We start from the raw sequence: 12,634 nt of genomic DNA, 5'->3' as shown, positions 1-12,634 counted from the left end.
CGCCCGCCTCCCCGCCGTCGGGTCGTCCCGCCGCCCGCGAGGCAGGGGGCGTCACGGCCGCCCGAGGGTGATGGTGCGTGCCCCCGGCTCGAAGCGGGCGAAGCTCTGCTCCCAGCTCTTCCCCGGCCAGTGGTAGGTCACGCGGCCCTCGGCGGGGCGGTAGTGGGCGGTGTACATCGTGCCCAACCCCTGGTCGTACGCGTACTGGTAGAGCGGCGGCCGCAGCATCGCCGCCACGTCGATGCCCGCCGCCCGCACGGCGGCGAGCCTTTCCTGGGTCCGCGAGAAACGTTCCTGCTCGTCCGGCACCGGCTGGTGCTGGTGATTGGCGGCGCACTGGCCGGACGCCTCGGTCAGGGGGATGTCGGGCCCCACGTGCACGGTGAGGGTCCGGTCCGGGTCGACGAGGGTCACGTTCTGCGGGATCGCGACGGGTGTCGAGCGCAGCCTGTCGACCGCCTGGTCGACGGTGTCGCAGGTCTCCAGGAGGCAACGCAGCACGAGGGGAAGGGCGAACCCCGGCCCGTGCACGAACCGTCCGCCGAAGGTGAGGGAGACGGCGAGACCGGCGTCGTTCATCCCGTCGAGCAGCCCCCACCCCGCGTCCTGCGTGCCGATCACCGGCCGCAGGAGGCGGGAGGAGACGATGGTGCCCTCGCAGTCCTCCGGTGCGAAGTCGTAGTTCCTGAGCAGCGCACCCGGTTCGCCGATCTGGGTGCAGCCGGAGAAGAACGGCCGCAGCGCCGCCAGGGTTAGGAGAGTTCCCGCCCAAGGGGCGTCCACCTGCGCGGCGAGCCGGTCGAGCACCGGGACCAGTTCGGGCATGTGGACCTCGAACAGTCCGCGCGCCCGGGCCGCGCCCTCGGGCGTCCGGCCTTCCTCGGTCAGCCAGTTCTCCGCCCGCGACTCCAGGTCCATGGTCCGCAGGTGCGCCGCCCATCGCCCGTCGCCGCCGTCGCCGATCTCGAGGGCGTGGAACGTCTTCACGTAGTGGGTCATGCCGCGGAACTCAACCCTGTCCGGAGCTTCACCGCAACGCCGCCCCAACAGGGCCTCGCGCAGCAGCAGTCACGGATCGGGAGAGGGCACCGAAGGAGGGGGGAGCCTGGCCGACTCCGGCATTCCCCCGATCGCGCCGAACGCGGTCAACAGCACCAGGACGTGTACGCGCCGACTGCATGCACTCGCGCCGCTGCGGGCCGGCCACCGACGGCCCGGTTCAGGCGTTCGCCCTGCGGACACCGTGAAGGCCCAGAGGTTCGGACTTCCCCGGTGAGCGGCCCCGACTCCGCCGCGGCGGGGACGCCTGGCGGTCGCCGTCCGGAACCGGCGTCAGCCGGAGCTGACCGGCAGCACGTCCGGGGACAGAGAGGCCGCCTTGGCCGTCGCGCTGGTCATCTGCCGGCGGTGATGGCGGCGGCACAGCACTTCGTAGCCGATCTCGTCCGGCTGGTTGGCGACGTCGCCGACCATGACCTGCTCGCCCTCGACGACCATCACGCCGCCCACCGTGCGCGCGTTGTGCGTGGCGCGGGCCCCACACCAGCACAGCGCCTCGACCTGCAACGTCTCGACGCGGTCGGCGAGTTCGATCAGCCGCTGGGAGCCGGGGAACAGGCGGGTGCGGAAGTCGGTGGTGATACCGAAGGCGTAGACGTCCATCTCCAGGTCGTCCACGATCCGCGCCAGCTGGTCGACCTGCTCCGGGGCGAAGAACTGCGCCTCGTCGGCGATGACGTAGTCGATGCGGCCGCCCCGCTGCAGCCGGTCCACCACGTACCCGTACAGGTCGACCCCGGTGCCGGCCTCCACCGCGTCCGTCACCAGACCCAGGCGCGACGACAGTTTGCCCTCACCGGCACGGTCGTCGCGGGTGAAGATCAGGCCTTCGAGGCCACGGGCAGACCGGTTGTGGGCGATCTGGAGGGCCAGGGTCGACTTGCCGCAGTCCATCGTCCCGGAGAAGAACACCAGTTCTGGCATGACAGGTCGAAGGCCTTTCGGTCAGGTCGGCGCGCCGGGCAGAGGGACGGACGGGGCGGCGAGGCAGGGCGGGGCGGCGGGCGAACGGGGGCGGCAGGCGCCGTCAGGTCGCCAGGTCGTCAGGTGCGGACTTCCAGGAGCGGGACGAGCTGCTCGGCCGGAGTCATCGAGCCGTGGTTCCCGGTCATCAGGGACTCCTTGGGCTCGCGCTCGGAGGCGATCAGCAGGACGTCGTCGCGGGCGGCGGCGATCACGTCGCCGAGTCGGGCGTACACCCGCTCGTCGATCCGCGGACCGAACCAGCCCGCCGCGATCGCCTCGTCCCGGGAGGCGATCCAGAACTGCTCGCCGAGGACCTCGCGCCACACGGTGAGCACGTCGTTCGCCGCACCTGGCACCGCGTAGACGTGACGGGCGCGGCCCTCGCCGCCCAGCAGGGCGACTCCGGCCTTGAGCTCCCAGTCCTCGTCGACGTCGATGCGGTGCTCCTCGTCGAAGGGCACGTCGATCATGCCGTGGTCGGCGGTGACGTAGAGGGCGCTGCGGGGCGGCAGCTGCTCGGCGAGGCGCTGTACCAGGCGGTCGACGTAGCCGAGCTGGCCGCGCCAGGTGTCGGAGTCGACGCCGAACCGGTGCCCGGCGCCGTCCACCTCGGAGTAGTACGTGTAGACCAGGGCGCGGTCGGCCGCGGCGAGCTGCTCGGCCGCGAGGTCCATCCGCTCCTCGCCGGCGAGGCGGCCGTGGAAGGTGCCGCCGCTGAGCGCGACCTTGGTGAGCGGGGTGGACTCGAAGGCGGGTGACGACACCTGCGCGGCGTGCACGCCGGCCGCCTCCGCCATCCGGAAGACGGTCGGGTGGGGCTGCCAGTCCGCGGGAGAGGTCCACGGGTGCCAGCGCAGCTGGTTCATCAGCGCGCCGGTCTCCGGGTTGCGGACCGTGTAGCCGGGCAGGCCGTGGGCGCCCGGCGGCAGGCCGGTGCCGACCGACGCGAGGGAGGTCGCGGTGGTGGCGGGGTAGCCGGCCGTCAGCGGGCGGCCGGTGCCGCCGCGCGAGGAGGCCAGCAGGGACGTCATGAAGGGCGCCTCGTCCGGGTGCGCCTTCAGCTGCTCCCAGCCGAGGCCGTCGATCAGGAAGACGCAGGCCCGGTCGGCCGGGGCCAGCTCCGGCATGGCGGCCGTGACACCCGGCACGCCCATCCCGGCGGCCAGGGTGGGCAGCAGGTCGGCCAGCGATCCACTGCCGTACTCGGGGACCGGGGCGGAGGACAACGGCAGCGGCTCCGGATAACCGGAGGCGGGCGCGGCGTTGGCCTGCTCCCAGTCGTCCCATGCGGCGTGGGACATCAGCGGGCGGTGTCCGCGATCGCCTCGGAGAGCGCCTGCGCGAAGGCGAGGGCCTGGGCGACCGTCTCCGGGCCGTCACCGGCCTCGCTGACGCGCAGGGTGAGGTCGTCGGCGGTGGAGCTGCCGGTGTAGCCGTGGTCGGCGTCGCAGTTGGGGTCGCCGCAGGCGGCGGGCTCCAGGTCGAGGCGGGCGACCGCGCCCCAGCCGATGGTCAGCACGACCTCGCGGGGCAGCCTGCCCGGCGTGTACGTCTCGGGGTCGGCGACGACGCGGCTGACCACCACGGAGGCGATCTTCTCCAGCTTGACCGACTCCGTGGACGTCGTCGCGTACGGGGAGGGCGAGGTGCTGTCGGCGTTCTGCTCGTCGGTGTGGCTGACGATGAAGCGGTTGCCGGTGAGCACCAGCACCGTCACGTGGCGACGCACCTCGTTGGCGTCGAACGTGGTCTCCTGATGGACCAGGAACGACCGGACGGGCTCGCCGCCCACGGCGGACTCCACCGCCTCGGCCACGAGGGCCGGGTAGTAGCCGCTGCGCTCGATCGCCGCGCGCAGCCCCTGGGTCGTCGTACTGGTCTTGGCCATGCCGTCCATCCTACGGCGGCGCACGGACTGTCCGGACCGCTCGGGAGCGCTCCGGTCCGACCTCGGGGGCCATGGGCCCGGCCGGTCAGTACTCCGGCAGCGTACGGGGTCCCTGGTCGTCGCGGGCGGGCGGGGGCGCCAGCCGTACCGAGGCGCCGAGCACGCTCACGCCGCGGGGGGCGACGACCACGGGTTCCAGTGTGACGGCCACCACCTCCGGGTGGTCGTCCACCAGCCGCGAGACCCGCAGGAGCAGCTGTTCGAGGGCGTCGGTGTCCACGGGGGCGGCGCCGCGCCAGCCGAACAGGAGCGGGGCGGTGCGCACCGAGCGGATCATCGAGGCGGCGTCGCGGTCGGCGACCGGGATCAGCCGGTGCGAGAGGTCTCCCAGGAGCTGGGAGGGGGCGCCGGCCAGGCCGAAGGAGAGCACCGGCCCGGCGGCCGGGTCGATCACCGCGCGCACCACGGTGTCCACGCCGCGCGGTGCCATCTGCTGGACCACCGGGCGGACCTCGTCGGCCCCGCCGAAGAGGTCGGCCAGCTCGGCGAAGGCGCGGCGGACCTGGTCCTCGTCGGCGAGGTCGAGGCGGACGCCGCCGAGGTCGGCGCGGTGCCGCAGGTGGGGGGCGGTGGTCTTGAGGGCCACCGGGAAGCCGAGCCGCCCGGCGGCGGCGACGGCATCGTCCGCGGTGGCCGCGGGGACGGCGCGGCGCACGGGGATGCCGTAGCGGCGCAGCAGGTCGCGGGTGTCCTCGGGACCTAGGTCGGGGCCCAGGGCGGCGGGGGCCGCGTCCGGGCCGCTCGTGGAGGCGGGGGCGGCGGCCATGGGTCCGTTCGCGTCCGCGGGGGCCGGGCCGCTCACCCCGGCCGGGGCTACGGGGCCGTTCACGCCGGCGGAAGCCGCGACGGCCGGGCCGCTCGGGTCCGCCGCGGTGCGGGCGAGGAGGGTGGTGACGAAGGCCGCGGTCTCCTTCTCGTCGATGTCCTCGAACTCCGGCACCCTCCCGGAGTCCGCCGCCGACCGCCGCCAGTCGGCGTACCGGACCGCCTCGGCGAGGGCGCGGACGGCGCGCTCGGCGGCGGGGTAGGCGGGGATCAAGCGCTGACGGCTCTCTTCGGCCTTCTCCTCGCTGCCCGCACCCGCCGGGGCCCGCGGCGGTTCGGTCCCGTCGGCGAGGTGGACGCCCTCGCCGGACCGGGACCGGGACCGGGGCGCGGTGACCGCGGCGGCGGAGAGCGCCTCGGCGAGGCCGCCGAGCTCGACGTGCACGACCAGGACGGGCTTGTCGGGCGCCAGCGCGCCCGCGGTGCGCAGCGCCTCGGCGAGTTCCGCGTCGGCGGCGGCGCCCCCGGCGCCGGTCGCCTCGTCGATGCGCGGGATGGCGGTGACCACCACGGCGTCGCAGCCCGGGTCGGCCAGCGCGCGGGAGAGCGCCCGGTGGAAGTCGTCCGGGGTCGCGTCCGTGGTGAGGTCCAGCGGGCGCTGCGGCTCGAGCCCCTCGGCGAGGCAGGCGTCGTAGGTGAGCAGGCCCAGCGACTCGGAGTTGCCGAGGATCGCCACCCGCGGCCCGCCCGGCAACGGCTGACGGGCCAGCAGCAGCCCGGCGTCGACCAACTCGGTGATGGTGTCCACGCGGATGACCCCGGCCTGTCGCAGCAGCGCGGAGACGGTGTCGTGCGGAAGGCGGGTCGCGCGCACGGCGTGCCCCTGCGGCACGCCGCTGTGCCGGGCCCCCTGCACCACGACCAGCGGCTTGGCGGCGGCGGTGCGCCGCGCGAGGCGGTTGAACTTCCGCGGGTTGCCGATGGATTCGAGGTACATCAGCGCGACGTCGGTCTCCGGGTCGTCGTACCAGTACTGCAGCACGTCGTTGCCGGAGACGTCGGCGCGGTTCCCGGCCGAGACGAAGGTGGAGACGCCGGTGACCCCGGTGACGCCGCCGTCGCGCCGGTGCAGGCGGGAGAGCAGGGCGACGCCGATCGCCCCGGACTGGGTGAACAGGCCGATCCGCCCGGCCCGCGGCATCTCGGGGGCGAGGGAGGCGTTGAGGCGGACCCCGTCGGCGGTGTTGACCACGCCGAACGCGTTGGGGCCGATCACGCGCATGCCGAACGCGCGGGCGCGGCGCACGAGTCGGCGCTGCCGCTCGAGCCCTTCGGGGCCGAGCTCGGCGTACCCGGCGGAGAGCACCACCATCCCCTGCACCCCGTGCGCCCCGCACTCGTCGACCACCTCGGGCACCCGGTCGGCCGGCACGGCCACCACGGCGAGGTCGACGGGTCCGTCGATCTCGGTCAGCGAGCGGCACGCGGGAACGCCGTCGACGTGGGCGAGGTCGGCGGGGAAGGCGGCGTTGACGGCGTGCAGCGCGCCGGTGAAGCCGCCGTCGCGCAGGTGCTCCAGCACGCCGCGGCCGACGCCGCCCGGGGCGCGGCTCACTCCGATCACGGCCACCGACCCGGGCGCGAGCAGCCGGCGCACGGAGCGCGCCTCGGCGCGCTGTTCACGGGCCTGCTGGACGGCGAGCGAACGGTCGGTGGGCTCGAGGTCGAGGTGGAGGCGGACCACGCCCTCCTCGAAACTGCGCTTCTGGGCGTACCCGGCGTCCGTGAACACCTTGATCATCTTGGTGTTGCCCGGCAGCACCTCGGCGGCGAAGCGGCGCACGCCTCGCTCCCGGGCCACCGCGGCGATGTGCTCGAGCATCGCGGAGGCGACCCCGCGCCCCTGGTGCGCGTCCTGGACCAGGAAGGCGACCTCGGCCTCGTCTGCGGGCGCGGAGGCGGGCATGCCGTCGGCGTCGACCCGGTCGTAGCGGACGGTGGCGATGAACTCGCCGCCCACGGTGGCGGCGAGGCCGACCCGGTCCACGTAGTCGTGATGGGTGAACCGGTGCACGTCCTTGGCGGACAGACGCGGGTACGGCGAGAAGAAGCGCAGGTACTTCGACTCGTCGGAGACCTGCTCGTAGAAGCTGACCAGGCGTTCCGCGTCGTCCTCGGTGATGGGCCGGACGTGGGTGATGCCGCCGTCGCGGAGCACCACGTCGGCTTCCCAGTGCGCGGGGTACTCGTGACGGTCCGACGGGCTCTGCATGCGGCAAGCCTACGGCTCGTGGCCCCGATCGGGGCCCGTGGTGATGCGCGCGAGGCGCGCGGACGGTGAGGACAGGAGGTACCGGAGATGCCCGAACGCCGGGTCAGGGTGGCCGCGCCGGACGGTCTGCACGCGCGGCCGGCCGCGCGTTTCGTGCGGGCCGTGCAGGACTCGGGGCTGCCGGTGCGGGTGGCCCGGGCGGACGGCGCGGGGGTGGGGCCGGTGAACGGCGGGTCGATCCTCGGAGTGCTGGGGCTGGGGGTGCGCCGCGGCGAGGAGGTGGTGCTCTCCTGCGACGGCGACGGCGACGGCACCGGGGCGGGTGCGGGTGCAGGTGCGGGTGCGGAGGCCGGGGGCGTGGAGAAGGTGCTCGACGAACTGGCGGAGCTGCTGTCCGTGGACCGTCCGGAGCGCCCGGGGGAGGCGGAGCTGTGAGCGGGGCGGGACCGGGGCCCGCCGAATTGCGCCGCGCGCGAATATCTCGCGCGAACAGGAACACGAATGCATCGCACCCCACGAATGACCGCACGGCGGGAATTGCAGAACCGGCCCTGGAAAGGCACACCGAACGACGGAGCGGGAATTGCACCCGCGCACCCGCCTCTTGTATACGGCCCTCTTGTTAATTACGGAGGCCATTCATGTTTACGGCATGTTGCGAGGTCCTCACGCCGTCCGCGCGCGCCGCGCCCCCGCGGTTCTGACCGGGAATGCGCAGCCGGTACAGCACGGTCGAGCGCTCGGTGTGCAGGGCGGTCACCTGCCGGGCCCGCTCCCCGTCTCCCCGGGCCACGGCGTCCACGATGGCGCCGTGCTCGGCCCAGGTCTCCACGGGCGCGGGCAGCGGATCCAGTGCGTACATCCAGGCGATCTTGTGCCGCAGCTGGGTGAGCGTGGTGGTCAGCGCGGCGCTCCCGCAGGCCTGGGCCAGCGTCTCGTGGAACCAGCCGCCCAGCGACCGCAGCTCCTCCCCGTATCCGCGCCGGGCCCGCTCCTGACCCAGCCTGACCAGGCCGCGGAGCACCTTGAGGTGGGCCTCGGTGCGCCGCTGGGCGGCCCGGGCGGCGCCCAGCGGCTCCAGCAGCAGCCGCATCTCCAGCAGGTCGGCGGCCTCCTGCTCGGTCGGCTCCGCCACGCAGGCGCCGGCGTGCCGCCGGGTGACCACGAAGCCCTCGGCCTCCAGGGTGCGCAGCGCCTCGCGGACCGGGACGCGGGAGACGCCGTAGCGGCGGGCGAGGAGTTCCTCGGTCAGCCGGGTCCCGCGCTCGTGGACCCCGGCGACGATGTCGTCCCGGATCGCCGTGCATACCGAATGCGCGGGAATACGCATGCCGACCTCCGCCTCGATGAATAAGGCGACTCTAAGGCAATGCGCGTGAATTTCCGACGGGAAGCCGCACGGGAGAGGGAATTTTCGGCCGCTCCCCCGCCCGGTGCGCCCGGATACCGTCCGGAACGACGAAAAAGCCCCCCGTCCCGGAAACCGGGACGGGGGGCTTTCGCGTGGGTGACGTCAGAGGTTCACGCCGTGGGAGCGGAGGTAGGCGACGGGGTCGATGTCGCTGCCGTACTCCGGGGAGGTGCGGGCCTCGAAGTGCAGGTGCGGGCCGGTGACGTTGCCGGTGGCGCCGGAGCGGCCGAGGTGGGCGCCCGGGGTGACCGCCTGGCCGACGGCCACGCTGACCGAGGACAGGTGGCCGTACTGGGTGTACGTGCCGTCGTGCATCTTGACGACGACCTGGTAGCCGTAGGCCCCGCCCCAGCCGGCCTCGACGACGGTGCCGCGGCCCACGGAGCGGACCGGGGTGCCGGAGGCGGCGTGGAAGTCGATGCCGGTGTGGCTGCCGGAGGACCAGATGCCGCCGCCCGCCTGGTAGGAGGTGGAGACGTAGGACCCGGCGATCGGGCTGACGAACATGTTGAGGCGGCGGAGGCGCTCACGCTCGGCCTCGCGGGCGGCGCGCTCCTCGGCGGCCTCACGCTCGGCACGGGCCTTCTCGGCGGCCGCGGCGCGGGCGGCGGCCTCGACGGCGGCCCGCTCCTGGGCCTCGGCCTGCTCGTCGATCTGCTCGGCGACGGTGTCGCCGATGGTGACGACGGGAAGCAGGCCACTGGTCTCGGCGGGGGCCTCCGCGGCGACGGCGGGGCTGGCGAGGGTGCCGACGACGCCGGTGGTGGTGAGAGCGGCGAGGCCCGCCAGGCCGGCGGTGGTGCGGCTGGTCCGGCCGGGACGACGGTGCCTGCCGGGGGCGCAGTTGAACGCCATGAAGTGGCTGAGTCCTTTCCTTCCCTCTCGCCTGCCGGGTTAGCTGTCGGGTTCGGAGCAGGAAGGTCTCCTACGGGTTCCTCCCGCGTGGCGGAAGGCGCCCGATTCACCCCAGGGGTACCGCTCGGTTGGGTCCCCGGCTCCCCTGGCTCGCGCCGTACGGGGATTAGGCGATGACTGCCCGGCGCCGCGGATGCGGAGCACAGGTGTGGCGGGCAGCCGGATCGAAGCTAGTTGGGTGATCAATCGGATAACAAACGGATCAAGACTTTTGTAGCGCACGCCACAGGGCAAACCGGACCCTTCTACGCGCATCGCACGGCTCCCGGACGAGCCGGTGCCGGACCGAACGAAGCGGGCCCCGGCGGCCGTAAGGCTCACCGGGGCCCGAAACCGCCCTGGACGGGCCGCTACTCGGCGCTCACCACGGTCACCTCGCCGATGCCCAGCTCACGCACCGGGCCGGCGATCTGCGCGGCGTCGCCGACCAGGACCGTCACCAGACGGTCCACCGGGAAGGCGCTCACCACGGCTGCGGTGGCCTCCACCGTGCCGGTGGCGACGAGCTGCTGATAGAGCGTCGCCTGGAAGTCGTCCGGCAGGTGCTGCTCCACCTGGTCGGCCAGCGTGCCGGCGACCGCGGCGGCCGTCTCGTACTTCAGCGGCGCCACGCCCACCAGGTTCTGCACGGCGGTGTCCCGCTCGGTGTCGGTCAGGCCGCCCTCGGCGAGGGTGCGCAGCACCTGCCACAGGTCCTGCAGCGCGGGGCCGGTGTTGGGGGTGTCCACCGAGCCGCTGATCGCCAGCATCGCGGCGCCCGAACCGTCGGGGGCGGAACGCAGGACCTGCCCGAAGGCGCGGACGCCGTACGTGTAGCCCTTCTCCTCGCGCAGCACCTTGTCCAGGCGGGAGGTGAGCGTGCCGCCCAGGCAGTAGGTGCCGAGCACCTGGGCCGGCCAGACCCGGTCGTGCCGGTCCGGGCCGGTGCGGCCGATCAGCAACTGGGTCTGGACGGAGCCGGGACGGTCCACGATCACCACGCGGCCGGTGTCGTCCGACGTCACCGCCGGCACCGCGCGCGGGGCGGCCTGGGAGCCCTTCCAGGCGCCCAGGGTCTCGGCCAGCAGGGCGTCCAGGTCGACGCCCGTGAGGTCACCGACCACCACGGCGGTCGAGGTGGCCGGACGGACGTGCCGCTCGTAGAAGGCGCGCACGGCGGCCGCGTCGATCTTCTCGACGGTGTCCTCGGTGCCCTGACGGGGGCGCGCCATCCGCGAGTTCGCCGGGAAGAGCTCCTTGTAGAGCTCCTTGGCGGCACGGCGGGCCGGGTTGGCCAGCTCGTGCGGGATCTCGTCGAGCCGGTTGCGCACCAGGCGGGAGACCTCGTCCTCGGCGAACGCCGGGGCGCGCAGCGCGTCGGCCAGCAGACCCAGCGCCTTGGGCAGCCGGGAGGCGGGGACCTCCAGGGAGACCCGCACGCCGGGGTGGTCGGCGTGCATGTCCAGGGTGGCGCCGCAGCGCTCGAGTTCGGCGGCGAAGTCCTCGGCGGAGTGCTTGTCGGTGCCCTCGGCGAAGGCGCGCGCCATGATGGTGGCGACACCGTCCAGGCCGAGCGGCTCGGCGTCCAGCGGGGCGTCCAGCAGCACCTCGACGGCCACGACCTGCTGGCCGGGGCGGTGGCAGCGCAGGACGGTCAGGCCGTTGTCGAGGGCACCGCGCTCGGGCGCGGGGAACGCCCACGGCTTGGGCTCGCCGGCCTGCGGCTGGGGGTGGAACTCCATGGTGGCCAGGTCGGTCACTTGGCCTCCTCCTCTTCGTCCTCGTCGCCGTCGGCGTCCGCGCCCTCGGGAGTGATCGGTTCGTACACCAGGACCGCCCGGTTGTCGGGGCGCAGACGGGCCTTGGCGACCTCCTGGACCTCCTCCGGCGTCACCTCCAGCACCCGCTCCACGGCGGTCAGCGCGAGCTGCGGGTCGCCGAACAGGACGGCGTACCGGCACAGTTCGTCGGCGCGCCCGGAGACCGTGCCGAGGCGGTCCAGCCACTCGCGCTCCAGCTGTGCCTGGGCGCGCTCCATCTCCTCGGCCGTCGGGCCCTCGGCGGCGAGCCGCGCGAGCTCCTCGTCGACGGCGGCCTCGATGACCGGCACCTCGACGTCGCCGGAGGTCTTGACGTCCAGCCAGCCCAGCGAGGGCGCTCCGGCCAGCCGCAGCAGGCCGAAACCGGCCGTCACCGCGGTGCGGTCGCGGCGCACCAGGCGGTTGTAGAGGCGGGAGGACTCGCCGTAGCCGAGGATGGTCAGCGCCACGTCGGCGGCGTCGCAGGCACGGGTGCCGTCCTCGGGCAGGCGGTAGCCGGCCATCAGGGCGCGGGCCGGGACCTCCTCGCGGACGACCTCGCGGATCTCCCCGCCGACGACCTCCGGCAGCGCTCCGTCCCGCGGGGCGGGCTTGCCGTCGTGGGAGGCGATGGAGCCGAAGTACTTCTCGACCCAGGCCAGGGTCTGCTCCGGGTCGATGTCGCCGACCACCGACAGCACCGCGTTGTTGGGCGCGTAGTAGGTGCGGAAGAACGCGCGGGCGTCCTCCAGGGTGGCGGCGTCCAGGTCGGCCATGGAGCCGATCGGGGTGTGGTGGTACGGGTGGCCCTCGGGGTAGGCCAGCGCGAAGATCTTCTCGAAGGCCGTGCCGTAGGGGACGTTGTCGTACCGCTGGCGGCGTTCGTTCTTGACGACGTCGCGCTGGTTCTCCATCGACTCGTCGTCGAGGGCGGTGAGCAGGGAGCCCATCCGGTCTGCCTCCAGCCAGAGCGCGAGCTCCAGCTGGTGGGCCGGCATGGTCTCGAAGTAGTTGGTGCGCTCGAAGCTGGTGGTGCCGTTGAGGGAACCTCCGGCTCCCTGCACCAGCTCGAAGTGACCGTTGCCCTTCACCTGGGCCGAGCCCTGGAACATCAGGTGCTCGAAGAGGTGGGCGAGGCCGGTGCGGCCCTGGACCTCGTGCCGGGAGCCGACGTCGTACCAGAGGCACACCGCGGCGACCGGGGTCAGGTGGTCCTCCGAGAGCACCACGCGGAGCCCGTTGGCAAGGCGGTGCTCGGTAGCTGTGAGGCCTCCTGAGCCTGCCTCGGCTGTGGCCGTGTGACCCATGGGCATGTACGTCCCTTCGCTCGCCTGAAACTTGTGTGTCCGGACTGCCTGTCACTCTATGCAACCGAGGGCGGTTGCCGTGAGGTTCCCGATACGTCACATTGCCGCCCGATCCGGGGACACTCCGGCCCGCCGGGAGCTTCACCGGCCGCGTGGACGGCCGCGAGGTGCTCCCGTCGGCCGGCCGCTCCGGCGGCCGCGACCCCGATCGCC

The 12,634-nt window shown here is 73.7% G+C and carries 10 protein-coding genes and 1 riboswitch; of the genes, 1 reads left to right on the top strand and 9 read right to left on the bottom strand.

Going from position 1 to position 12,634, the window contains the following annotated elements:
* Window positions 1-51: 51 nt before the first annotated feature.
* The 5 genes from ACFRAV_RS20480 to ACFRAV_RS20460 form a co-directional block, all read right to left on the bottom strand.
* Window positions 52-999 carry a C45 family autoproteolytic acyltransferase/hydolase gene (locus ACFRAV_RS20480; protein WP_382557595.1) on the bottom strand — a complete coding sequence of 316 codons (948 nt, stop codon included), beginning with the start codon at window positions 997-999 and terminating at the stop codon, window positions 52-54.
* Between the two features lie 333 nt (window positions 1,000-1,332).
* A complete protein-coding gene (locus ACFRAV_RS20475) occupies window positions 1,333-1,983 on the bottom strand; it encodes a thymidine kinase (RefSeq protein ID WP_382557594.1) in 651 nt (216 codons plus the stop codon).
* A gap of 119 nt (window positions 1,984-2,102) precedes the next feature.
* The gene (locus ACFRAV_RS20470) at window positions 2,103-3,326 is read right to left on the bottom strand and encodes a nucleotide pyrophosphatase/phosphodiesterase family protein (protein ID WP_351117472.1); all 1,224 of its coding nucleotides are present in this window, start codon (window positions 3,324-3,326) and stop codon (window positions 2,103-2,105) included.
* On the bottom strand, window positions 3,326-3,913 hold the full coding sequence (locus ACFRAV_RS20465) for a DUF5998 family protein (RefSeq protein WP_351117473.1): 588 nt from the start codon (window positions 3,911-3,913) through the stop codon (window positions 3,326-3,328). The genes ACFRAV_RS20470 and ACFRAV_RS20465 overlap by 1 nt, the downstream gene beginning before the upstream one ends.
* An 85-nt stretch (window positions 3,914-3,998) precedes the next feature.
* The gene (locus ACFRAV_RS20460) at window positions 3,999-7,010 is read right to left on the bottom strand and encodes a GNAT family N-acetyltransferase (RefSeq protein ID WP_382557592.1); all 3,012 of its coding nucleotides are present in this window, start codon (window positions 7,008-7,010) and stop codon (window positions 3,999-4,001) included.
* 87 nt (window positions 7,011-7,097) lie between these two features.
* Here ACFRAV_RS20460 and ACFRAV_RS20455 point away from each other — a divergent pair, with 87 nt between their 5' ends.
* Window positions 7,098-7,445 carry an HPr family phosphocarrier protein gene (locus ACFRAV_RS20455; protein WP_382557590.1) on the top strand — a complete coding sequence of 116 codons (348 nt, stop codon included), beginning with the start codon at window positions 7,098-7,100 and terminating at the stop codon, window positions 7,443-7,445.
* Window positions 7,446-7,632: 187 nt separating this feature from the next.
* On the opposite strand, the gene ACFRAV_RS20450 is transcribed toward ACFRAV_RS20455, so the two are convergent.
* The 4 genes from ACFRAV_RS20450 to ACFRAV_RS20435 form a co-directional block, all read right to left on the bottom strand.
* Window positions 7,633-8,340 carry a GntR family transcriptional regulator gene (locus ACFRAV_RS20450; RefSeq protein ID WP_382557588.1) on the bottom strand — a complete coding sequence of 236 codons (708 nt, stop codon included), beginning with the start codon at window positions 8,338-8,340 and terminating at the stop codon, window positions 7,633-7,635.
* 183 nt (window positions 8,341-8,523) lie between these two features.
* Window positions 8,524-9,276: a M23 family metallopeptidase gene (locus tag ACFRAV_RS20445; protein WP_382557586.1), complete on the bottom strand. Its 753-nt coding sequence runs from the start codon at window positions 9,274-9,276 to the stop codon at window positions 8,524-8,526.
* Between the two features lie 13 nt (window positions 9,277-9,289).
* Window positions 9,290-9,459: riboswitch (cyclic di-AMP (ydaO/yuaA leader) on the bottom strand.
* Between the two features lie 227 nt (window positions 9,460-9,686).
* Entirely contained in the window at window positions 9,687-11,075 is a 1,389-nt protein-coding gene (locus ACFRAV_RS20440; RefSeq protein WP_382557584.1) for a M16 family metallopeptidase, read from the bottom strand.
* Window positions 11,072-12,427, bottom strand: coding sequence for a M16 family metallopeptidase (locus ACFRAV_RS20435; RefSeq protein ID WP_382557582.1), 1,356 nt, complete (start codon window positions 12,425-12,427; stop codon window positions 11,072-11,074). The genes ACFRAV_RS20440 and ACFRAV_RS20435 overlap by 4 nt, the downstream gene beginning before the upstream one ends.
* Between the last annotated feature and the right edge of the window lie 207 nt (window positions 12,428-12,634).

This window comes from Streptomyces sp. NPDC056600 (assembly GCF_042792855.1).
Lineage (GTDB): Bacteria > Actinomycetota > Actinomycetes > Streptomycetales > Streptomycetaceae > Streptomyces.
Note: the sequence above shows the minus strand (reverse complement) of the source record. Positions and strands in the feature narration are given on the sequence as shown.